This window comes from Neisseria sp. 27098_8_112 (assembly GCF_041433235.1).
Taxonomy (GTDB): domain Bacteria; phylum Pseudomonadota; class Gammaproteobacteria; order Burkholderiales; family Neisseriaceae; genus Neisseria.
In genome coordinates, this window is record NZ_JAPWBB010000017.1 from 15,623 (window position 1) to 35,780 (window position 20,158).

26 protein-coding genes are annotated in these 20,158 nt (G+C 44.5%); 4 read left to right on the forward strand and 22 right to left on the reverse strand.

Features of this window, described 5'->3' with window-relative positions; translation table 11 throughout:
- Nucleotide 1: 1 nt before the first annotated feature.
- From secY to rplC, 21 genes are all read right to left on the reverse strand, one after another.
- A complete protein-coding gene (secY, locus tag O3682_RS10200; RefSeq protein WP_371509951.1) occupies nt 2-1,315 on the reverse strand; it encodes a preprotein translocase subunit SecY in 1,314 nt (437 codons plus the stop codon).
- A 13-nt stretch (nt 1,316-1,328) separates the two neighbouring features.
- The gene (gene rplO / locus O3682_RS10205) at nt 1,329-1,763 is read right to left on the reverse strand and encodes a 50S ribosomal protein L15 (protein WP_004520192.1); all 435 of its coding nucleotides are present in this window, start codon (nt 1,761-1,763) and stop codon (nt 1,329-1,331) included.
- 1 nt (nt 1,764) lies between these two features.
- The gene (rpmD, locus tag O3682_RS10210) at nt 1,765-1,950 is read right to left on the reverse strand and encodes a 50S ribosomal protein L30 (RefSeq protein WP_003684808.1); all 186 of its coding nucleotides are present in this window, start codon (nt 1,948-1,950) and stop codon (nt 1,765-1,767) included.
- A complete protein-coding gene (gene rpsE / locus O3682_RS10215) occupies nt 1,943-2,461 on the reverse strand; it encodes a 30S ribosomal protein S5 (protein WP_003684704.1) in 519 nt (172 codons plus the stop codon). Before rpsE ends, rpmD begins: the two co-directional genes overlap by 8 nt.
- A 17-nt stretch (nt 2,462-2,478) precedes the next feature.
- Nucleotides 2,479-2,832 carry a 50S ribosomal protein L18 gene (rplR, locus tag O3682_RS10220; protein WP_003749287.1) on the reverse strand — a complete coding sequence of 118 codons (354 nt, stop codon included), beginning with the start codon at nt 2,830-2,832 and terminating at the stop codon, nt 2,479-2,481.
- A gap of 13 nt (nt 2,833-2,845) precedes the next feature.
- Nucleotides 2,846-3,379 carry a 50S ribosomal protein L6 gene (gene rplF, locus O3682_RS10225; RefSeq protein WP_004464590.1) on the reverse strand — a complete coding sequence of 178 codons (534 nt, stop codon included), beginning with the start codon at nt 3,377-3,379 and terminating at the stop codon, nt 2,846-2,848.
- A 13-nt stretch (nt 3,380-3,392) separates the two neighbouring features.
- The gene (rpsH, locus tag O3682_RS10230) at nt 3,393-3,785 is read right to left on the reverse strand and encodes a 30S ribosomal protein S8 (RefSeq protein ID WP_063075320.1); all 393 of its coding nucleotides are present in this window, start codon (nt 3,783-3,785) and stop codon (nt 3,393-3,395) included.
- 14 nt (nt 3,786-3,799) lie between these two features.
- Nucleotides 3,800-4,105: a 30S ribosomal protein S14 gene (rpsN, locus tag O3682_RS10235; protein WP_003684736.1), complete on the reverse strand. Its 306-nt coding sequence runs from the start codon at nt 4,103-4,105 to the stop codon at nt 3,800-3,802.
- 2 nt (nt 4,106-4,107) lie between these two features.
- A complete protein-coding gene (gene rplE / locus O3682_RS10240; protein ID WP_003684750.1) occupies nt 4,108-4,647 on the reverse strand; it encodes a 50S ribosomal protein L5 in 540 nt (179 codons plus the stop codon).
- A gap of 9 nt (nt 4,648-4,656) precedes the next feature.
- The gene (gene rplX / locus O3682_RS10245; protein WP_003684754.1) at nt 4,657-4,980 is read right to left on the reverse strand and encodes a 50S ribosomal protein L24; all 324 of its coding nucleotides are present in this window, start codon (nt 4,978-4,980) and stop codon (nt 4,657-4,659) included.
- An 11-nt stretch (nt 4,981-4,991) separates the two neighbouring features.
- Nucleotides 4,992-5,360 (reverse strand): 50S ribosomal protein L14, encoded by a 369-nt coding sequence (rplN, locus tag O3682_RS10250; RefSeq protein ID WP_002215434.1) that lies wholly within the window; start codon nt 5,358-5,360, stop codon nt 4,992-4,994.
- Between the two features lie 227 nt (nt 5,361-5,587).
- Complete coding sequence (gene rpsQ, locus O3682_RS10255) at nt 5,588-5,851, reverse strand: 30S ribosomal protein S17 (RefSeq protein ID WP_003684766.1); 264 nt, start codon at nt 5,849-5,851, stop codon at nt 5,588-5,590.
- Nucleotides 5,851-6,042, reverse strand: a complete 192-nt coding sequence (rpmC, locus tag O3682_RS10260; RefSeq protein WP_003684705.1) for a 50S ribosomal protein L29 — start codon at nt 6,040-6,042, stop codon at nt 5,851-5,853. The genes rpsQ and rpmC overlap by 1 nt, the downstream gene beginning before the upstream one ends.
- Nucleotides 6,042-6,458: a 50S ribosomal protein L16 gene (gene rplP / locus O3682_RS10265; RefSeq protein ID WP_003684741.1), complete on the reverse strand. Its 417-nt coding sequence runs from the start codon at nt 6,456-6,458 to the stop codon at nt 6,042-6,044. Before rplP ends, rpmC begins: the two co-directional genes overlap by 1 nt.
- Nucleotides 6,442-7,134, reverse strand: coding sequence for a 30S ribosomal protein S3 (gene rpsC, locus O3682_RS10270; protein WP_003684753.1), 693 nt, complete (start codon nt 7,132-7,134; stop codon nt 6,442-6,444). Before rpsC ends, rplP begins: the two co-directional genes overlap by 17 nt.
- A gap of 9 nt (nt 7,135-7,143) precedes the next feature.
- The gene (gene rplV / locus O3682_RS10275) at nt 7,144-7,473 is read right to left on the reverse strand and encodes a 50S ribosomal protein L22 (protein WP_003749277.1); all 330 of its coding nucleotides are present in this window, start codon (nt 7,471-7,473) and stop codon (nt 7,144-7,146) included.
- A gap of 8 nt (nt 7,474-7,481) precedes the next feature.
- The gene (rpsS, locus tag O3682_RS10280) at nt 7,482-7,760 is read right to left on the reverse strand and encodes a 30S ribosomal protein S19 (RefSeq protein ID WP_002215422.1); all 279 of its coding nucleotides are present in this window, start codon (nt 7,758-7,760) and stop codon (nt 7,482-7,484) included.
- Nucleotides 7,761-7,765: 5 nt separating this feature from the next.
- Nucleotides 7,766-8,599: a 50S ribosomal protein L2 gene (gene rplB, locus O3682_RS10285; RefSeq protein WP_003684813.1), complete on the reverse strand. Its 834-nt coding sequence runs from the start codon at nt 8,597-8,599 to the stop codon at nt 7,766-7,768.
- Nucleotides 8,600-8,604: 5 nt separating this feature from the next.
- Nucleotides 8,605-8,919 (reverse strand): 50S ribosomal protein L23, encoded by a 315-nt coding sequence (rplW, locus tag O3682_RS10290; protein WP_002243944.1) that lies wholly within the window; start codon nt 8,917-8,919, stop codon nt 8,605-8,607.
- Nucleotides 8,916-9,536 (reverse strand): 50S ribosomal protein L4, encoded by a 621-nt coding sequence (gene rplD, locus O3682_RS10295; RefSeq protein WP_003684798.1) that lies wholly within the window; start codon nt 9,534-9,536, stop codon nt 8,916-8,918. Before rplD ends, rplW begins: the two co-directional genes overlap by 4 nt.
- Nucleotides 9,536-10,180: a 50S ribosomal protein L3 gene (rplC, locus tag O3682_RS10300; protein ID WP_004464584.1), complete on the reverse strand. Its 645-nt coding sequence runs from the start codon at nt 10,178-10,180 to the stop codon at nt 9,536-9,538. Before rplC ends, rplD begins: the two co-directional genes overlap by 1 nt.
- 261 nt (nt 10,181-10,441) lie before the next feature.
- Here rplC and O3682_RS10305 point away from each other — a divergent pair, with 261 nt between their 5' ends.
- From O3682_RS10305 to O3682_RS10320, 4 genes are read left to right on the forward strand one after another with little or no spacing between them, the layout of a single operon-like run.
- Nucleotides 10,442-11,755 (forward strand): restriction endonuclease subunit M, encoded by a 1,314-nt coding sequence (locus tag O3682_RS10305; RefSeq protein ID WP_371509954.1) that lies wholly within the window; start codon nt 10,442-10,444, stop codon nt 11,753-11,755.
- A complete protein-coding gene (locus O3682_RS10310) occupies nt 11,688-13,580 on the forward strand; it encodes a site-specific DNA-methyltransferase (protein WP_371509960.1) in 1,893 nt (630 codons plus the stop codon). Before O3682_RS10305 ends, O3682_RS10310 begins: the two co-directional genes overlap by 68 nt.
- The gene (locus tag O3682_RS10315) at nt 13,580-16,840 is read left to right on the forward strand and encodes a DEAD/DEAH box helicase family protein (RefSeq protein ID WP_371509956.1); all 3,261 of its coding nucleotides are present in this window, start codon (nt 13,580-13,582) and stop codon (nt 16,838-16,840) included. The genes O3682_RS10310 and O3682_RS10315 overlap by 1 nt, the downstream gene beginning before the upstream one ends.
- The gene (locus O3682_RS10320) at nt 16,837-19,668 is read left to right on the forward strand and encodes an SNF2-related protein (RefSeq protein ID WP_371509958.1); all 2,832 of its coding nucleotides are present in this window, start codon (nt 16,837-16,839) and stop codon (nt 19,666-19,668) included. Before O3682_RS10315 ends, O3682_RS10320 begins: the two co-directional genes overlap by 4 nt.
- Before the next feature lie 162 nt (nt 19,669-19,830).
- Here O3682_RS10320 and rpsJ read toward each other — a convergent pair whose 3' ends face one another.
- A complete protein-coding gene (rpsJ, locus tag O3682_RS10325; RefSeq protein ID WP_002642322.1) occupies nt 19,831-20,142 on the reverse strand; it encodes a 30S ribosomal protein S10 in 312 nt (103 codons plus the stop codon).
- Between the last annotated feature and the right edge of the window lie 16 nt (nt 20,143-20,158).

The window sequence follows — 20,158 nt, forward strand, 5'->3', positions numbered from 1 at the left end:
CCTACTTGCGTGACAAAGATTTCATATCTGGACGACTCATCAAGTCTTCATACTGACTACTCATTATGTATGAATTAATTTGCGTCCTAAAATCCATTGTAACGACAACCAAAATGAGCAGAGATGTTCCACCTAAATAGAAAGGAACTTTCAATGCCGTCGTTAAAAATTCAGGTATCAGACAGATTGTAGTGATATACAAAGCACCAAATAATGTCAGTCTCAGTACAACTTTTTCCAAATATCTAGAGGTTTGCTCACCTGGACGAATACCTGGCACAAATGCACCACTCTTCTTCAAATTCTCAGCCATCTCTTTAGGGCTAAATACCAAAGCAGTATAGAAATAGCAGAAGAAGATGATAGTTGTGGCAAATAATACAATATATAAGGGCTGTCCATGTTGCAGCATTGCTGCAACCTTATGAAGAACAGAATTTGTACTATTTGAACCAAACCAACCTAAAAGGGTAGATGGAAATAAAATAATACTGGAAGCAAAAATAGGAGGAATAACACCTGCCATATTTAGCTTGAACGGCATATGAATGCTTTGTCCCGACATCATTCCAGAGCCAAACTGTCTTTTAGCATAATGCACAGGAACTTTACGCTGAGCACTCTCAAAATAAACTACAGCATAGATCAACAGCAAAATACCAATCACAATTGATACCGCCATCAACATACTCATAGAGCCTTTTTCAGTCAAAGTCAGCAACCGAGCAATACCGGATGGAATACCCGATACAATGCCTGCTGTAATAATTAAAGAAATACCATTACCAATACCACGCTCAGTAATTTGTTCCCCTAACCACATTAGAAACATAGTACCTGTAACCAAACAGACTACTGTAGAAATATAAAACTCAAGCGCAGTCGTTACAACAACACCTTGTTGATAAACAGATGATGCAGCCCAAAAGCTTTGCAATACAGCCAATAATACCGTCCCATACCTAGTATATTTCGTAATTATTTTCCTACCAGCCTCACCCTCCTTCTTTAAAGCTTTTAAAGAAGGAATAATCTCCGAAGCAAGCTGAACAATAATCGATGCCGAAATATAAGGCATGATACCAATTGCAAATATACTAAAGCGCTCCAACGAACCACCCGAGAACATATTTAACATTCCGAATATGCCGTCACGAGCGCCTTCGAATAATTTAGCTAACGCAACAGCATCTACGCCCGGTACCGGTATATGACCACCAATACGGAAAACGACTAAAGCACCTAAAAGGAACAACAGACGTTTTTTCAGATCACCAAATTTGGATAATCCCGATAAAGATTGTTGATTAGCCACTGTAGTGCAAGCCTTATTCTTCTACTTTACCACCGGCAGCCTCAATAGCAGCTTTAGCACCTTTAGTAGCTTTTACACCTTTCAAGGTAACTGCTTTTGAGATTTCACCAGAAGCAATAACTTTTACATTAGAAGCAGTTGCAGGAATCAGACCAGCTTGTTTAAGAACCAAGACATCAATCTCGTTCACAGCAATCAGATTTAATTCACTCAAACGAACTTCAGCATTAGCGGCTGCAGTCAAAGATTTGAAACCACGTTTTGGCAAACGACGTTGCAAAGGCATTTGACCGCCTTCAAAACCTACCTTGTGGAAGCCACCAGAACGGCTTTTTTGACCTTTATGACCACGACCACCTGTCTTACCCAAGCCGCTACCAATACCACGGCCTACACGACGACTAGCGTGAGTAGCACCCTCAGCAGGTTGAATAGTATTCAAAAACATATTAAGACTCCACTTTCAACAAGTAGCTGATTTTATTGATCATGCCACGGTTTTCAGGGGTATCCAAAACCTCTACAGTATGTTCACGGCGGCGCAAACCTAAACCACGAGCACATGCACGATGAGATTCAATTGTACCAATCAGGCTCTTAACCAATGTAACTTTAATCTTTTTTTGCTCAGTCATGGTTAGCTCCCAAAATATCTTCTACTGTCAAGCCACGTTTAGCAGCAATATCAGCAGGGGTATACAGTTTAGACAAACCGTCTAATGTAGCGCGTACAATATTGTAAGGATTAGTAGAACCATGTACTTTAGCTGAAATGTTATGGATACCCATAGCATCAAATACTAAACGCATTGGACCACCAGCTTTTACACCGCTACCTTCTTTAGCAGGTTGCATAAATACCTTAGTAGCACCATGACGGCCAATAACCTCATGATGAATAGTACCGTTTTTCAAAGGTACTTTAATCATAGAGCGTCGAGCTTGATCCATTGCTTTTTGAACAGCAACTGGTACTTCTTTTGATTTACCTTTGCCCATACCGATTCGACCATCACCATCACCAACAACAGTCAGTGCAGAGAAAGCCATGATACGGCCACCTTTAACTACTTTAGTCACGCGATTAACTGCGACCATCTTTTCAATCAGGCCGTCACCGCGTTCTTCAATTTCATGTTTTGCCATCTGAAAGTCTCCAAATTTTAGAAGCTTAAACCATTTTCACGTGCAGCTTCAGCCAAAGCTTTCACACGACCGTGATATTGGAAACCTGAACGATCAAAAGCAACTTTTTCAACACCCACTGCTTTAGCTTTTTCAGCAATACGCTTACCAACTACAGCCGCTGCTTCAACGTTGCTACCTGATTTCAGGCTACTACGTACTTCAGCTTCCAATGTAGAGGCTTGAGCCAATACTTTATCACCTTCAGCACTAATTACTTGAGCATAAATATGATTATTGCTGCGGAACACACATAATCTTACCATTTTCAAGTCCGCAATACGCGCACGGGTTTTGCGTGCACGACGGAGTCGGGTTGTATGTTTATCCATTAGTGAACCTCAATTATTTTTTCTTGGCTTCTTTCATCACTACCACTTCACCTACATAACGAACACCTTTACCTTTATAAGGCTCAGGAGAACGGAATGCACGAATTTCAGCAGCGACTTGGCCAACCACTTGTTTATCTGCACCAGTCAAAACGATTTCTGTTTGGCTAGGAGTTTGAACAGAAACACCTTCAGGCATTTCATATACGATTGGATGAGAGAAACCCAAAGACAAGTTCAGAACTTTGCCTTGAGCTTGGGCACGATAACCCACACCAATCAATTGAAGTTTTTTCTCAAAACCTTCAGAAACACCCTTAACCATGTTATTAACCAATGCACGAGCAGTACCAGACATAGCATTAGCCTGTTTACTGTCATTTTTTGCAGCAAAAGTCAATTTACCATCGTTCAGTTCAATAGCAACATCGGAATGCAAAGGAAAAGACAATTCGCCGTTTTTACCTTTGATAACCAATGCATCTGTTCCGAATTTTACTTCTACACCAGCAGGAACAGTCACTGGGTTTTTTGCGACGCGTGACATTTACTTTTCTCCACTAGGCTACGATGCACAACAACTCACCACCAACACCCTCAGAACGGGCTTTGCGATCAGTCATTACACCTTTAGAAGTACTAACAATAGCGACACCCAGGCCATTCATTACGCTAGGGATCTCACTTGATGCTTTGTAAATACGCAAACCTGGACGTGAAACACGTTTAATTTGCTCAATCACAGGACGACCTGCATAGTATTTCAATTGAATTTCCAATACCGGTTTTGCATCAGCAGAAACCGCAAAATCCTCGATATAACCTTCTTCTTTCAAAACTTTTGCAATTGCACATTTCAGTTTAGAGGAAGGCATGGCAACTACTGCTTTATTAGCACGTTGCGCATTGCGAATACGAGTCAACATATCGGAAATAGGATCATGCATACTCATTATTTATACTCCTATTACCAGCTAGCTTTAACAACACCAGGGATCTCGCCACGCATAGCGATTTCACGGATTTTAATACGGCCCAAACCAAATTTACGGAAAGTGCCACGAGGACGACCTGTTAAAGCACAACGACGACGTTGACGTACAGGTGCTGCATTACGAGGAATGGATTGAAATTTCAAACGTGCTTCAAAACGTTCTTCTTCAGTCGCATTAGCATCATTAATAACAGCGAAAATTGCCTCACGTTTAGCTGCAAACTTTTTCGCCAATGCTTGACGTTTCAGCTCACGATTAATAAGTGCTTTCTTAGCCATGATTATCCTTTAAACGGAAACTTGAACAGTGACAACAAAGCTTTCGCTTCTTCATCAGTTTTTGCAGTAGTTGTAATAGTAATATTCAAACCACGCAAAGCATCGATTTTATCGTATTCAATTTCCGGGAAAATAATTTGCTCACGAACGCCCATATTGTAATTGCCACGACCATCAAATGATTTACCGCTTACACCACGGAAGTCACGTACACGAGGCAACGCAATAGTAATCAAACGATCCAAGAATTCAAACATTTGATCACGACGCAATGTTACTTTGCAACCAACTGGATAGTTATCACGGATTTTAAAACCTGCGATAGATTTACGAGCAACAGTAACAACTGGTTTTTGACCAGCAATTTTCTCTAAATCAGAAACAGCGTGTTCCATAACTTTTTTATCAGCAACGGCTTCGCCTACACCCATATTCAAGGTGATTTTTTCAATACGCGGAACTTCCATTACTGATTTGTAACCAAATTGTTTAACCAATTCAGGAACAACTGTATCTTTATAAAACTCTCTCAAACGAGCCATGTTATCTCCTTATGCTCCAATGATAGAGCCATTTGATTTGAAGAAACGAACGCGTTTAACTTTGCCTTCATTTTCAATCAGCTTAATACCAACACGGTCTGCTTTATTAGTTTCCGGATTCAGGATAGCAATATTAGAAATATCCAAAGGCATTTCTTTAGTAATAATGCCACCCTCAATACCACGCATTGGATTAGGTTTTTGATGGCGTTTCACAACATTAACACCCTCAACAACAACTTTATCACCCAACACTCGAACTACTTGACCTTGCTTACCTTTATCTTTACCGGTAATCACTACAACCTGATCGCCTTTAATGATCTTATTCATCGCGCTATTCCTTATAATACTTCAGGCGCCAATGAAACGATTTTCATAAATCGCTCAGTACGCAATTCACGGGTTACCGGACCAAAAATACGGGTACCCAGAGGTTCAAGTTTATTATTCAACAACACAGCAGCATTGTTATCGAATTTAATTAACGCACCATCAGGACGACGCACACCCTTAGCAGTACGAACAACTACCGCATTGTATACATCACCTTTTTTGACACGACCACGTGGGGCTGCATCTTTAACTGCAACTTTAATAATGTCGCCAACAGAAGCGTAGCGACGCTTAGATCCGCCCAATACTTTGATGCACATTACGCGACGCGCACCAGAGTTATCAGCCACATCTAAGATGGTCTGCATTTGAATCATATTAGTACCTTTAAATTAACCAACTTAATTTACCACTTTCATATAACTCGCACCTTACTTTAAGCTGCTTATTAAATGAAACCATCACGGTTCTAGTAAACCAGTCTTGGATCCCGAAGGGAGAGAAACTTCCATAAGAAGCTGGAAGATAAGAAACGAAGTTTACACGCAAATTAACTTTGCTGCAAGACTTCGTTTCTTATTAAGCTACATTACTGTGTTTTAAATCAAACAGTACGTGCTTTCTCAACCAATTCTTTTACAACCCAAGACTTGGTTTTTGACAAAGGACGAGATTCCTCGATTACCACTACATCACCAATGCCATATTGATTGTTTTCATCATGAGCATGGATTTTAGTTGATAAACGAATAATTTTACCGTACAGAGGATGTTTAACTTTACGCTCAACCAATACTGTAACAGTTTTGTCCATTTTGTCGCTTACCACTTTGCCTTGCAAAGTACGAACATTTTTAGCTTCGCTCATTACTTAGCACCTTTTTCAGTTAAAATGGTTTTAATACGAGCAATATCGCGACGTACACGTTTCAACTCGCTAGATTTACCCAACTGACCGGTTGCATTTTGCATGCGTAAGCCAAACTGAGCTTTCAACAAGTCCAACAAATCAGAGTTTAATTGCTCAATAGATTTGTCTTTCAATTCATTTGCTTTCATTATTGACCCACCTGTCTTACTACAAAGGTTGTAGGAATAGGCAATTTGGCAGCGGCCAATTCAAATGCTTCACGAGCCAAAGACTCAGGAACACCGTCCATTTCGTACAATACTTTGCCTGGTTTAACTTCAGCAATGTAATATTCCACATTACCTTTACCGCCACCCATACGAACTTGGATAGGTTTCTCAGTAATTGGTTTATCAGGGAATACACGAATCCAAATACGACCGCCACGTTTAATATGACGAGTCATAGTACGACGAGCAGCTTCGATTTGGCGGGCAGTCAAACGACCACGGCCTACGGCTTTCAAACCGAACTCACCGAAACTTACTTTGTTACCGCGAGTAGCAATACCGGTGTTACGGCCTTTTTGTTGCTTGCGATATTTCAGTCTAGTTGGCTGCAGCATTACGTCCACCTGCCTTTCTTTGTTTCTTCTCATGCTCAGGTTTAGAAGATTTAATATTACCTTCTGTATAAACCCAAACTTTCAGACCCAGTACACCATAAGTAGTGTGTGCTTCGCTAGTTGCATAATCTACGTTCGCACGCAAAGTATGCAAAGGTACACGACCTTCACGGTACCATTCGCTACGAGCAATATCAGCACCATTCAGACGGCCTGAAGTCATGATCTTGATGCCTTTAGCACCAGAACGCATTGCATTTTGCATTGCACGTTTCATAGCGCGACGGAATTGAACACGTTTTTCAAGCTGCTGGGCAATACCATCAGCAATGATTTGCGCATCCAATTCAGGACGACGAATCTCTTCAATATTTACATGAACAGGCACACCCATCAGAGCTTGCAAGTCACGTTTCAAGATTTCGATATCCTCGCCTTTTTTACCAATAACTACACCTGGACGAGCAGAGTGAATGGTAATACGTGCAGATTTAGCAGGACGCTCGATCACTACGCGACCAACTGAAGCATTAGCCAGTTTTTTACGCAAGTAGTTACGAACATCAATATCTTGTTTCAAAACAGTAGAAAAGTCGGTGCTTTTAGCAAACCATTTTGAAGCCCAGTCTTTAGTTACCGCCAGGCGAAAGCCTGTAGGGTTAATCTTTTGTCCCATAGCTTTTCCTTAGTTGCCCACTGTCACGTTAATATGACAAGTTTGTTTCTCGATGCGGTTACCGCGACCTTTGGCACGAGCTTGGAAACGTTTCAAGCTTGGGCCTTTGTCAACAAAGATAGTTACCACTTTCAGTTCGTCAATATCAGCACCATTGTTGTGCTCGGCATTGGCGATTGCTGATTCCAACACTTTTTTAATCAGCTCAGCACCTTTTTTAGGGCTGAATGCCAAGATATTCAAAGCTTGGGCAACGTCTTTACCACGAATCAAATCAGCTACCAAACGAGCTTTTTGAGCTGAAATACGGGCGTTTTTATGTTGTGCACTTACTCTCATGATTCACCTTATTTCTTTTTAGCCTTTTTATCAGCCAAGTGGCCTTTAAAGGTACGGGTCAATGAGAACTCACCTAATTTATGACCAACCATATTATCGCTGATGAATACAGGCACGTGAGTGCGACCGTTGTGAACAGCGATAGTCAGACCGATGAAATCAGGCAAAATGGTAGAACGACGTGACCAAGTTTTAATTGGGCGTTTGTCGTTGCTTGCACGAGCAGCATCTACTTTTTTCAGCAAATGCAGGTCTACATATGGGCCTTTTTTTAATGAACGAGCCATACTAATTAACCTTTATTTGAGTAACGACGACGAACAATCATGTTATCCGTGCGTTTGTTATTACGAGTGCGGTAGCCCTTAGCAGGAGTACCCCATGGGCTAACCGGTTCGCGAGCCTCACCAGTACGGCCTTCACCACCACCATGTGGGTGATCAACAGGGTTCATTACAACACCACGAACGGTCGGACGAATACCACGCCAGCGGTTAGCACCAGCTTTACCGATTTTTTTCAGGCTTTGTTCTTCGTTACCAACTTCACCGATAGTTGCACGGCAATTTACGCTAATTTTGCGCACTTCACCAGAACGCAAACGAACTTGTGCATAAGCACCTTCTTTTGCAAGCAATACCGCAGAAGCACCAGCAGAACGTGCAATTTGTGCACCTTTACCTGGTTTCATTTCGATACAGTGAATAGTTGTACCAACAGGAATATTGCGGATCGGCAGAGTGTTACCTACTTTGATTGCAGCTTCAGCACCGGAAACCAATACTGCACCGGCTTGAATACCACGAGGAGCAATGATGTAGCGACGCTCACCATCTGCATAGCACAACAGTGCAATAAATGCAGTACGGTTAGGGTCATATTCGATACGCTCTACTTTTGCAGGGATACCATCTTTGTTACGTTTAAAATCTACAACGCGGTAATGATGTTTATGACCACCACCTTTATGACGGGTAGTGATATGACCATTGTTGTTACGACCGGCAGTAGAATTTTTCTTTTCCAGCAGAGGTGCATAAGGTGCACCTTTGTGCAAACCTTCTGTTACCACGCGAACCATGCCGCGACGGCCTGCAGAGGTCGGCTTCATTTTAACGATTGCCATTTTGTTTATTCCTTATCTGCAGCTGCAGCAGCGGCTTCCAAATCTAACTCTTGACCGGCAGCCAGGCTTACATAAGCTTTTTTAACATCGCTGCGACGACCTAAAGTGCGACCAAAACGTTTAACTTTACCTTTAATGGTAACAGTAGTAACGTCTGCAACTTGAACGCCGAACAGCAGCTCAACAGCCGCTTTAATTTCAGGTTTGGTTGCATTCGCCAAAACTTTAAACGTCATTTGGTTACGTTTTTCAGCCAATACGTTGCTTTTTTCAGAAACGATAGGTGCCAAGATTACTTGAGTCAAACGTTGTTGATTCATACCCATTGCTCCTCTAATTGTGCAACTGCATCTTTAGTGATAACGACTTTTTTGTAACGCAGCAAGCTGTAAGGATCAACTTGTTGAGCTTCCAAAACCAATACGTTAGGCAAGTTGCGTGAAGCCAAGTAAACATTCTCGTCGAGCTGTTTAGTTACAAACAGAACTTGCTCCAAACCCAAATTTTTCACTTGTTCAGCAAAAACTTTAGTTTTAGGAGTTTCAGCAGTCAATGCTTCGATTGCAAACAAACGTTCATCACGAGCCAATTGGGACAAAATAGTCGCCATACCAGCACGGTACATTTTACGGTTCACTTTTTGAGTGAAGTTTTCATCAGGTTTGTTTGGGAATGCACGACCACCTTTACGCCACAGCGGAGAAGAAGTCATACCGGAACGAGCACGACCGGTACCTTTTTGGCGCCATGGTTTTTTAGTAGAGTGGTTTACTTCGGCACGAGTTTTTTGAGCACGATTACCAGAACGGGCATTTGCCAAGTAAGCAGTAACCAGTTGGTGAACCAGAGCTTCATTGTATTCACGAGCAAACAAAGCATCAGAAACAGCCAAGCTGCCAGATACTTGTCCTTTAGCGTCAATTACTTTCAATTCCATTACGCACCTACTTTCACGCTAGGACGAACCACGACGTCGCTGTTAACCGAACCCGGAACAGCACCTTTAACCAACAAGAGTTGGCGTTCAGCATCAACACGTACAACTTCCAATTTTTGAACAGTTGCTTTAGTGTTACCGTATTGACCTGCCATGCGTTTACCAGGGAACACGCGACCAGGGTCTTGTGCCATACCGATAGAACCAGGAACACGGTGAGAACGGGAGTTACCGTGGGAAGTACGTTGGGCACCGAAGTTATGACGTTTGATCGTACCAGAGAAACCTTTACCTTTAGAGGTACCGGTTACATCTACCAATTGACCAACTTCAAACATAGAAACGGTAATTTCATCACCGGCTTTCAATTCAGCCAGTTTTTCTTCAGTCAAAGCAAATTCAACCAAACCGCGACCAGCTTCAACACCTGCTTTAGCAAAGTGACCGGCTTCAGTTTTGTTGACACGATTAGCTTTTTTCTGACCAAAGGTAACTTGTACAGCAGTGTAGCCGTCAGTATCTTTGGATTTCACTTGTGTAACGCGGTTGGCAGACATATCCAAAACAGTTACCGGAACAGAAACACCCTGTTCGTCGAACACGCGAGTCATGCCAACTTTGCGTCCAACCAGACCTAAAGTCATGATTATTTTCCTTTTTAAGTAAAGGGGCGGGCTACGATTGGCCTGCCTTTCAGACAAAGTTAAACTTGGCACGGATGTACCAAGTCCGCCATTATAATTGACAACTCAAAGAAATATCAACAAAAAATTTGAGTTATTGCCTGGAAATTCCATTTTGTTTAAATGGAATTTAATCCTTATCCTTCAATTAGCCTTTTAATTGTAAATTTTTGTTTATTTTATTAGAATGAATGATTCATCTCAATTATTGCGGAGTGTATTATGTCTTACCAAACCGATCTAATTGCAAAATTAAAAGAAATCTTCCAAATCGATCGTGCTGATCTTGATTTCGGCATTTACCGAATTTTAAATAGCCGTTCGAAAGAAATTGGTGATTATCTGCAAAATAGGCTCCCTGCAAAAATACAAGCCGCATTTTCCACATCTAGCCAAACACAAATTAATAGTTGGCTGAAAGAGCTGGCTGAAGCCGAAAAAGCCGCCGCAGACTTGGGCGCAAACCCTGCCGACCTGCCCAAAGTCAAAGAATTAAAAGGTAAAATCGCCGTCGCGCAAAAAAGCGGGGCGACGGGTGAAGCGGCGGTTTACAACCATTTGCTCACCTTCTTTTCGCGCTACTACGAAGAAGGCGACTTCATCAGCCAACGCCGCTACAAGGGCGACACCTACGCCGTGCCGTACAGCGGCGAAGAAGTGCTGCTGCACTGGGCGAACAAAGACCAGTATTACACCAAATCGGGCGAGAACTTCAGCAACTACCGCTTCAAACTTTCAGACGGCCACGAAGTATTTTTCCGCCTGACCGCAGCCGACACCGCCAAAGACAACCGCAAAGACAACAATGCCGCCCGCGTATTTGTGCTGGCACAAGAGCGCGTGATTGAAAAAGAAGACGACAACGGCGACATTTACGAAGAAGCGGTTTATCCCGTCCGCGAAATTTCAGACACTTCGGGCGGCAAAACACTGGAAATCTGCTTCGAATACATCATTGTCCCTGAAAAACACAAACAGAAAGACGAAAACAACAACACTATCGCCGCACTCAAAGCCCTAATCAGCGAAGATTGGCAAGCCGTTTGGCAGCCTGCACCGACTGAGAACAAATCAAACCGCACGCTGTTGGAAAAGCACCTTGCCGACTATACCGCCAAAAACACCGCCGATTATTTCATCCACAAAGACTTGGGCGGCTTTTTGCGCCGTGAATTGGATTTTTACATCAAAAACGAAGTGATGGACTTGGACAACATCCAAGATGCGCCCACCTTCGCCAACATCGAGGGCAGTCTGCACCAAATCCAAACACTGCGCGCCATCGCCCGAGAAATCATCGATTTTCTCGCCCAACTGGAAGATTTTCAGAAAAAGCTGTGGCTGAAAAAGAAATTCGTTGCCAAAAGCCACTGGCTCATCACGCTGAACCATATTCCCGCCGATATGCTAAAAACTATGTTTGCCAATGCCAAACAGCGCGAAGCATGGAAAAATCTTTTTGCAATCAATGATTTACCCCCCCCCCGATGGAAATCCGGATTCCTTTGCCGAATCAAACCCTTATCTGACGGTTGATACGTCCCTTTTCCCTGCCTCCTTTCAAACCGCGCTCCTTGCCGCCCTCTCCAACGACCATGATTTAGATGAAGCCACAGACGGCCTGCTCATCCATTCCGACAATTTCCAAGCCCTAAACCTGTTGCAGGCGCGTTATCGCGGACAGGTGAAATGTATTTATATTGATCCGCCGTATAACACGGATGCTTCTGCAATAATTTATAAAAATAGCTACAAGAATTCATCATGGCTTACCTTGATGGAGAATCGTGTACATCTATCCAAAAATTTGATGGCAGAAAATTCATTACTTAGCATAGCTATTGACGACGAAGAAATGCCATATCTCAAATTAATTATGAAAAGAATTTTTCCCAAAGAAATAGGTAACGCTGTCGTTAAAGTAAATCCACAAAGTAGAAAAACAAAAGGTAAATTTTCACCTGTCCATGAATATGCTTTATTTTATGGAGTCTCTGAAAGCACTATCCCGTATTCAATTGGTTTTAATGCCAGTAAAGCAGCAAGATACCCATTAGAAGATGAACAAGGCAGATATTCATGGATGAATTTTATTCGTGCGGGAAATAATGATTTAAGGACAGATCGACCAAAACTTTTCTATCCAATCATAGTAACTGAACAAGATACTATCAAAATTCCTGATTTGGAATGGTCTGAAAGTAAGCAAGAGTACATCGTTTTAAATGAAATAAAGCCAACTGAAAAACTCATTTTTCCAATTAAATATCAAGATGGAACAGCAATTGAAAAAAACTGGCAGCGTGGACATAAAAGGGTTCAAGATGAACTAAGTGAATATCGTGTAAGAAGGAATGGAAATGAAATTTCAATTGATTTTAAAACTAGAATGGACGCAGAAGCTATGCCCACCACATGGTGGGAAAAAGGGGAATATGCTTCAGCAAATTATGGTGCATCAGAATTAAAGGCTTTATTTTCAAATAAAGATTTTGATTTTCCAAAAGCCAAAGGCTTAGTCGAAGATGTAATTAGGGCATGTTCAAACTTAAAAGATAGCCTAATCCTCGACTACTTCGCCGGCAGCGGCACGACCGCCCATGCCGTCATCAACCTGAACCGCGAAGACGGCGGCAGGCGCAAATACATCCTAGTGGAACAGGGCGAATATTTCGACACTGTGCTCAAACTGCGTGTGCAAAAAGTGGTTTATGCCGAAAACTGGAAAGACGGCAAGCCACAAGCCGATAAAGAAAGCAGCCTGCACGGCGTGCCGCAAATCGTCAAAGTCTTAAAGCTGGAAAGCTACGAAGACACGCTGAACAACCTGGTGTTAAAAGACAACGGCGATTTGTTCAATCAGTTGAATGACGGCGTGAAGGAAGATTATCTCTTGCGCTATATGCTGAACGACCAAAGCCGCGATTCGCTGCTCAATACCAATGTTTTCAGACGGCCTTTCAATTATCAGATGGACATCGCCACGAATTCGGCAGGCGCAACGGAACGGATGGACATCGACTTGGTGGAAACGTTTAATTACCTGCTGGGCCTGCGCGTCCATGCCGTCAAAGACCGCATTGAAAAAGACGGCTATCTGGCCGTGGAAGGTACGCTGCCGGACGGCGAAACCGCGCTGGTGCTTTGGCGCGATTGCGAAAAGGTAGGACACGAAGGTTTGGATGCGCTGTTAGGCCGTCTGAAAATCAACCCGCAAGATTCGGAATACGGCACGGTGTATATCAACGGCGACCACAACATCGCCACGGTGTGGGAAAACGAAAACGGTGTTACAGGCTGTCTGAAAATCCGCCAGCTTGAAAGCGAGTTTATGGCGTTGATGTTTGGGGAGGCGCAATAATGGCGAAAAAACCAACTTTCCACGACCATCTGATTTTAAACCGCTGGCTGCTCTCGCTGTTCCACAAAAAAGATTTGGCAACACTCAAGGCGCAGATGGGCGGCGATGAATACGAGGGCGAAGCCAAAGATGAACAAAGCGGCTTCTTCCACCAATTGACGGGCGTTTTGTTTTTCGGCGAAGGCTCCGCCTTGTCGGAAAACGATTTGCGCCGCTACGATTTGAACGTGTTGCGCCATTGGCGGCAAATCACGCAAAAGCGCAATAAAATCTACCATCAGGAATTGAAGCTGAAATATTTCCAATATCTGTCGCTGATTTTTACCGAGATTTATCTGGATTGGTATTTCAACCGCCGCGATGCGCTGCTGGAGGCGTTGAACAAACAGCTTGAACAATATCAAAATGAAACGGGTAAGGCGGCGGAAAAGTTCGCGCCCTATCAGGCGGAAGATTTGACTATGACCGCCTTTTGGAACGCTACGGGCAGCGGCAAAACGCTGTTAATGCATATCAATATTCTGCAGTATTGGGAATATGCGGACAAAAAACCGGACAAAATTGTCGTCTTGACCCCGCGAGAAGGCTTGAGCAGGCAACACGTCGCAGATTTGGCTTTGTCGGGGTTCGGCGCGGCCCTGTTCGATAAAAACAGTACGTTACACCAGCCTTCTTTGGATTTTGATGCCAACAGTTTGGGCATCAAAGTGGAAGTCATCGATATCAACAAGCTGGGCGACAAATCGGGTGAAAAAACCGTGGCGGTAGAAGCCTTTGCGGGCAGTAATCTGGTTTTGGTGGATGAGGGACACAGTGGCTCGAGTGCAACCGACGGCGCATGGCTGAAACGGCGCGAAGCCTTAACCAAAGGTGGCTTTTCCTTTGAGTATTCGGCCACTTTGGGGCAGGCGGTGGCGGGCAAAAAGAATGCCCTGCGCGAAAAATACGCCAAATCCATCTTGTTCGACTATTCCTACAAATATTTCTACGCCGACGGCTACGGCAAGGAAAGCCTGATTCTGAACCTGAAAAAAGGTGCGTATTTCGCCGAACACGAAAAGCTGTATTTCACCGCCTGCCTGCTGTCGTTTTACCAGCAGATGTATCTGTACCGGAAACACGAAAGCAGCCTGCACGTTTGGAATATCGAAAAGCCTTTGATGATTTTTGTCGGGAAAAGCGTGGCCGACAAAACGGGTAGCAGCGAAACCGCCGAACAGAAAACGGAAAAATCGGACGTGTTCCATGTGTTGTCGTTTTTGGCGTTTTTCCTGAACGAACGGGAAAAAGTGGAAGGCTATCTGGCGGATTTGGTGGCGGACAAGGCAAGGCTTTTGGACGATAAAGACAACAATATCTTCCTGCGCCGTTTCGCGCCCTTGATGGATTTTGCCGGCAATTCGGCGGCTTTGTACGACGATATTCTACGTTTGGTGTTCAATGCCGAAAGCGGCGGACGCCTACAGCTCAAGCAGCTTAAAAAGGCGGAGGGTGAATTGTCGCTGTCGGTCGGCGGTTTCCCCGCGTTCGGCGTCATCAATATCGGCAATGCGGCGGATTTTGCCAAATCGGGCGAAAACTATCGCGATGAATTCGATACTTTGGGCGATGAATTTTCAGGTAGCCTGTTTGATACGATCAATACGCCTTCGGGCAATATCAATTTCTTGATCGGATCGAAAAAATTTACCGAAGGCTGGTCGAGCTGGCGCGTTTCCACCATGGGGCTTTTGAACATGGGCACAAGAGAAGGCAGCCAGATTATCCAGCTTTTCGGTCGCGGCGTGCGCCTCAAGGGACAGGGCTATTCTCTCAAGCGCAGCCTGCTGGGCGAGCGTCCGCACGGCGTGCATCTGGAAAAGTTGGAAACGCTCAATATTTTCGGCATCAACGCCGACTATATGGAAAAATTCCGCGAATATCTGGCGGAAGAAGGCGTGGATACCGAAGACATCATCACGCTGGACTTTAAAGTTCAGCCCAATCTGCCGCAGGGCGTGAAATTGCGGACTTTGGCTTTGGATGACGAATACAAGGGCAACCGCCAAAAAAGTTTCAAGCGCAGCATGAATGTGGATTTGTTCGACATTCCCAAACAATGGCAGGGCAAAATCAAGCCGCCTTTTGCCGTGTTGGACTGTTATCCGCGCATTCAGGCACTTGCCAGCAAGGGTAATCAGATTGCCCAATCCAAAGACAGGCAGAAACAGACGGCTGCGCTGAACAGCAATCTGTTTGAACTGTTCGACTGGGACAGGATTTACCTGAAATTGCAGCAGCACAAGCTTTTGCAGTCTTGGAACAATCTTCGTTTGGACAAAGGCCGTCTGAAAACTTTTGCCGAAACAACAGGCTGGTACAAACTCTATATCCCGTCATCCGAATTGGCAGTGCAATCCTTTGCTGACGTGAAAAAACAGGAAGGTCTTTTGGTCGAATTGCTGCTGGACTATGCCGATGCGTTTTACAAGTCGCTCAAAGCCGCCTACGAAGGGCAGTTTTACCGTGAGAAAATCGTGGACGAAAAAAACGGTTCCATGCTCGACAGCTATCTGTTCTCCATCAACAAAACAGGAGACGGCGGCGGCTACGAAGCCAAATTGAACGATTTGAAACGCCGTGTGGAATCGGGCAAATTGGCAGAGATGGTGGGCTGGACTGCGCCGAATGTGGAAGCCATCTGCTTTAACCCGCATCTGTTTTACCCGATTATGGTGTTGGAAAACAAAGAGGCTTTGCCCTTTACCATGAAGCCGCTGTCCATGAATGAAGAGAGCGAAATTCAGTTTGTGAAGGATTTGCAAAAGGCGGCGGGGGAAAAAGGCCGTCTGAAAGAATGGACGGGGGACAAGGATTTGTATCTCCTGCGAAACGCGGCAAACAAAGCCAAGGGCTTGGGTTTTGCGCTGGCGGGCAATTTCTATCCCGATTTTTTGTTGTGGCTGGCGGACAGAGAAAGCGGCAGGCAGTGGCTGACCTTCATCGACCCCAAAGGCATACGCCACATAACGTGGGAACATCCGAAATTCGGTTTGGCGGATGAAGTGAAAAAGCTGGAACAGTCTTTGAATCTGCAAGATTTGACGTTGAACAGCTTTATTTTGTCCGTTACACCGTATAAGGGCTTGCTGGACGACGGCGCGGCAGCCATATTCGACAAAACCGAAGACGAGTTCCGCGAAAAACATATCCTGTTTATGGAAGACGAAAATTATCTGCAAACCATGTTCGACATGATTTTAAACGGGAATAAGGCATGAACATCACACCGCATCAGGCCAAATATTACGCGCACCAGCTTTTATGCCAAAAAAGCGGCGACGAGCGGCTGTCGCAGGCTTTGTTTGAAGCACAGGTAGATTTGCAGCCGCACCAAATCGATGCCGCATTGTTTGCTTTGGAAAACCCTTTGCGCGAAGGCGTGTTGCTGGCGGACGAAGTGGGTTTGGGCAAAACCATAGAAGCGGGTTTGGTGTTGTGCCAACTTTGGGCGGAACGCAAACGCCGCCTGTTAGTGGTCTGCCCCGCCGCGTTGAGAAAGCAATGGCAGGCGGAATTGCAGGAAAAGTTTTCGTTGCCGTCTTTGGTGCTGGACAAAGCAGTTTTAAAGCAGCAAAACCGCAGCCTGACCGATTTTCTGACTTCACAAGCGGGCAGGCAGGTTTTGGTGGTTTCCTATGAGTTTGCCGCCAAATGTGCCGCTGAAATCAATGCAGCCGGCTGGAATTTAGTGGTGTTTGACGAGGCGCACAAATTACGCAATGTCTATAAAAGCGGTAATAAGCAGACGCAAACGCTTTTAAATGCGTTTGCAGGCAGTCAAAAACTACTGCTTTCCGCTACCCCGCTGCAAAACTCACTGATGGAATTTTACGGCTTGTCGCTTTTTCTGGACGAACATTTGTTTGGCAGCAAAAAAGAATTTCAAAAGTGTTTTATTAATCGTGGCGATACGGACGAATTGCGGACACGCTTATCGCCTTATGTGAAACGAACGCTCCGTAAGGATGTGTTGGAATATATCCGATACACCCGCCGCCACACCATCACGCAAAATTACCGCCTGAACAACGACGAATACGCGCTTTACATAGCGGTTTCCGATTTTTTGGCCAAAGGTGAATCCTATGCCCTGCCTAAACGGCAAAGGCATTTGACGGGATTGGTACTGCGCAAACTTTTAGCATCTTCCACACCCGCCCTTTCCGGGACACTGGGCGTTATCCGACAAAGGCTGGATACAATGCAAAAAACGGCTCAAAGGCCATCTGAAAGCCTGCTTGCCGCCTTGGGCGAAGATTTGGAAGACTGGGAAGCGTTTGATGATGACGAAAACGACGGCGATGCAGAACACATAGACTTCAAACTGCTGGCGGCGGAAATCGCCGAAATGGACGGCTTCATCAAACATGCCCGTGCCCTAACACATGACAGCAAAGCTCAAGCACTGCTGCAAGCCTTGGAAACCGGTTTGCAAAAAATGCAGGAAACAGGTGCGGCGGACAAGGCTGTGATTTTTACCGAATCGGTGCGCACCCAAGAATACCTGTTTGAATTTTTGGAAAAAAACGGTTATGAAGGGCAAATCGTACTGTTTTCCGGCAGCAACAAACATCCCGATAGCCAACGGCGTTATAAGGCGTGGCTGGATAAAAACGCGGGCAGCCCGCACCACACCGGCTCGCCCGCCGTGGACAAACGTACCGCGCTGATTGATGCCTTTAAAAATCAGGCAAAAATCATGATTGCCACCGAATCCGCCGCCGAAGGCGTAAACCTGCAATTTTGTTCGCTGCTCATCAACTACGATTTGCCGTGGAATCCGCAGCGAATCGAGCAGCGTATCGGCCGCTGCCACCGCTACGGACAAAAATCGGATGTCGTGGTGATTAATTTTTTGAATACCCGCAACGATGCCGACCGCCGCGTGTTGGAACTTTTAACCGACAAATTCAAACTGTTTGATGGCGTATTCGGCGCATCTGACGAAATACTGGGCAAGATTTCAGACGGCCTGGATTTTGAAAAGAGAATATTGGAAATCTACGACACCTGCCGCACGCCCGAAGCGATTCAGACAGCCTTCGACCGGCTGCAACAGGAACTGGAAAGCCAAATCGCCGAAACGCGGAAGCTGGCGGAAGAGCGGCTGTTGGAATATTTCGATACCGACGTGCACGACCGATTCAAAACCCGTTTGCAGCAAACCCGCGAGCGTCTGGACGATTTTCAACGCTGGTTTTGGCTGGCCAGCCGCTTCGCCTTAAACAACTACGCCGACTTCAATCCGCAAAGCTACCGCTTCGACCTGAAAACCGCCCCCGAGCCACATTTGCATTTGGGGGCATACCGCCTGCTCAAAGACGATGACGAAACCGCCGCTCTGCACCGCCCGAATACCGACTTGGGGCAATGGTGCATCGCACAATGCCGAAACGCCGACACACCAGTTGACGAAATCACATTTGACTACATAGGTTTTAAAGGTGGGAAAATCAGCATACTGGCTCAGAACCAAGGCAAAAGCGGCTGGCTTTCGGTGGAAAAACTCAAAATTTTTTCCCAAGCCGACACCTTCGAAACCCTGCTATTCACCGCCCGCACCGATGATGGTGAATGGCTGGACGAAGATTTTTGCCAAAAACTCCTACTGCTTGGTACGAAACAAACTGACCGAGCCCAAGCCATCCCGTCCGACATTACCCAAAGTGCAGAACTACGTCGCGGCAGCTTCTTTGTCCACTACCAAGAGCAAAACAACCGCCACTATTATGATTGTGTTTTACAATTTGACCGTTGGGCTGAGGATCAAAAAGCCATATTGGGAAATGAATTAGAAGAAATAAAAACAAAAATCAAGGCTATCAAACGAGAACGTAATTTAGCTCAAAATACTGCTGAATTAGCACAATATGAAAACCAAATCCGTAAGTTAGAACAACAAAAACGCCATTTAAGAAATACTATAGATGATAAAGAAGACGAAATCGATGAGAAGCATGACTTACTTATCCGAAATTTACAACTCCAGACGACATTTAAATCTGAATCTAAGAATTTGTTTACCATAAGATGGGTGATTAAATAAACTCGATCACTAGAATACTCTATTTTTTACAACAATATGTCATCTTAAAAATAATTTAAGATGGCATTTCAAATATTATGCATATTTCTTTAACGAACTAGTGTAGTTTATCTTATGTGGAATAAAAAAACCGAACAGCCAAGCTGTTCGGTTTTCCAGTTCTTATTGAACTTTAATTTCTACATCTACACCTGCTGGAAGATCCAGTTTCATCAGTGCATCGGTAGTTTTGTCAGTCCAATCCACGATGTCCATCAGACGCAAGTGGGTACGGATTTCCAATTGTTCACGAGAAGTTTTGTTCACGTGAGGAGAACGCAAGATGTTGAAACGTTCAATTTTAGTTGGCAAAGGAATCGGACCTTTAACAACAGCGCCAGTACGTTTGGCAGTTTCAACGATTTCTTGTGCGGAACGGTCAATCAGACTGTAATCATAAGCTTTCAGGCGGATACGGATTTTTTGGTTTGCCATTTATCAATATCCCTCA

What these genes read in the sequence shown, in the direction of transcription:
- rplO (WP_004520192.1), bottom strand. Translation starts at nt 1,763, where the DNA reads ATGTTTTTGAATACTATTCAACCTGCTGAGGGTGCTACTCACGCTAGT.
- rpmD (WP_003684808.1), bottom strand. Translation starts at nt 1,950, where the DNA reads ATGACTGAGCAAAAAAAGATTAAAGTTACATTGGTTAAGAGCCTGATT.
- rpsH (WP_063075320.1), bottom strand. Translation starts at nt 3,785, where the DNA reads ATGAGTATGCATGATCCTATTTCCGATATGTTGACTCGTATTCGCAAT.
- O3682_RS10320 (WP_371509958.1), top strand. Translation starts at nt 16,837, where the DNA reads ATGAACATCACACCGCATCAGGCCAAATATTACGCGCACCAGCTTTTA.
- rplE (WP_003684750.1), bottom strand. Translation starts at nt 4,647, where the DNA reads ATGGCTCGTTTGAGAGAGTTTTATAAAGATACAGTTGTTCCTGAATTG.
- rpsS (WP_002215422.1), bottom strand. Translation starts at nt 7,760, where the DNA reads ATGGCTCGTTCATTAAAAAAAGGCCCATATGTAGACCTGCATTTGCTG.
- rplF (WP_004464590.1), bottom strand. Translation starts at nt 3,379, where the DNA reads ATGTCACGCGTCGCAAAAAACCCAGTGACTGTTCCTGCTGGTGTAGAA.
- O3682_RS10315 (WP_371509956.1), top strand. Translation starts at nt 13,580, where the DNA reads ATGGCGAAAAAACCAACTTTCCACGACCATCTGATTTTAAACCGCTGG.
- rpsC (WP_003684753.1), bottom strand. Translation starts at nt 7,134, where the DNA reads ATGGGACAAAAGATTAACCCTACAGGCTTTCGCCTGGCGGTAACTAAA.
- O3682_RS10310 (WP_371509960.1), top strand. Translation starts at nt 11,688, where the DNA reads ATGATTTACCCCCCCCCCGATGGAAATCCGGATTCCTTTGCCGAATCA.
- rpsE (WP_003684704.1), bottom strand. Translation starts at nt 2,461, where the DNA reads ATGGCAAAACATGAAATTGAAGAACGCGGTGACGGCCTGATTGAAAAG.
- rplN (WP_002215434.1), bottom strand. Translation starts at nt 5,360, where the DNA reads ATGATTCAAATGCAGACCATCTTAGATGTGGCTGATAACTCTGGTGCG.
- rplR (WP_003749287.1), bottom strand. Translation starts at nt 2,832, where the DNA reads ATGGATAAACATACAACCCGACTCCGTCGTGCACGCAAAACCCGTGCG.
- rplV (WP_003749277.1), bottom strand. Translation starts at nt 7,473, where the DNA reads ATGAGAGTAAGTGCACAACATAAAAACGCCCGTATTTCAGCTCAAAAA.
- rplW (WP_002243944.1), bottom strand. Translation starts at nt 8,919, where the DNA reads ATGAATCAACAACGTTTGACTCAAGTAATCTTGGCACCTATCGTTTCT.
- rpsJ (WP_002642322.1), bottom strand. Translation starts at nt 20,142, where the DNA reads ATGGCAAACCAAAAAATCCGTATCCGCCTGAAAGCTTATGATTACAGT.
- rplD (WP_003684798.1), bottom strand. Translation starts at nt 9,536, where the DNA reads ATGGAATTGAAAGTAATTGACGCTAAAGGACAAGTATCTGGCAGCTTG.
- rpmC (WP_003684705.1), bottom strand. Translation starts at nt 6,042, where the DNA reads ATGAAAGCAAATGAATTGAAAGACAAATCTATTGAGCAATTAAACTCT.
- rplP (WP_003684741.1), bottom strand. Translation starts at nt 6,458, where the DNA reads ATGCTGCAGCCAACTAGACTGAAATATCGCAAGCAACAAAAAGGCCGT.
- rplC (WP_004464584.1), bottom strand. Translation starts at nt 10,180, where the DNA reads ATGACTTTAGGTCTGGTTGGACGCAAAGTTGGCATGACTCGCGTGTTC.
- rplX (WP_003684754.1), bottom strand. Translation starts at nt 4,980, where the DNA reads ATGAATAAGATCATTAAAGGCGATCAGGTTGTAGTGATTACCGGTAAA.
- rpsQ (WP_003684766.1), bottom strand. Translation starts at nt 5,851, where the DNA reads ATGAGCGAAGCTAAAAATGTTCGTACTTTGCAAGGCAAAGTGGTAAGC.
- rpsN (WP_003684736.1), bottom strand. Translation starts at nt 4,105, where the DNA reads ATGGCTAAGAAAGCACTTATTAATCGTGAGCTGAAACGTCAAGCATTG.
- O3682_RS10305 (WP_371509954.1), top strand. Translation starts at nt 10,442, where the DNA reads ATGTCTTACCAAACCGATCTAATTGCAAAATTAAAAGAAATCTTCCAA.
- rplB (WP_003684813.1), bottom strand. Translation starts at nt 8,599, where the DNA reads ATGGCAATCGTTAAAATGAAGCCGACCTCTGCAGGCCGTCGCGGCATG.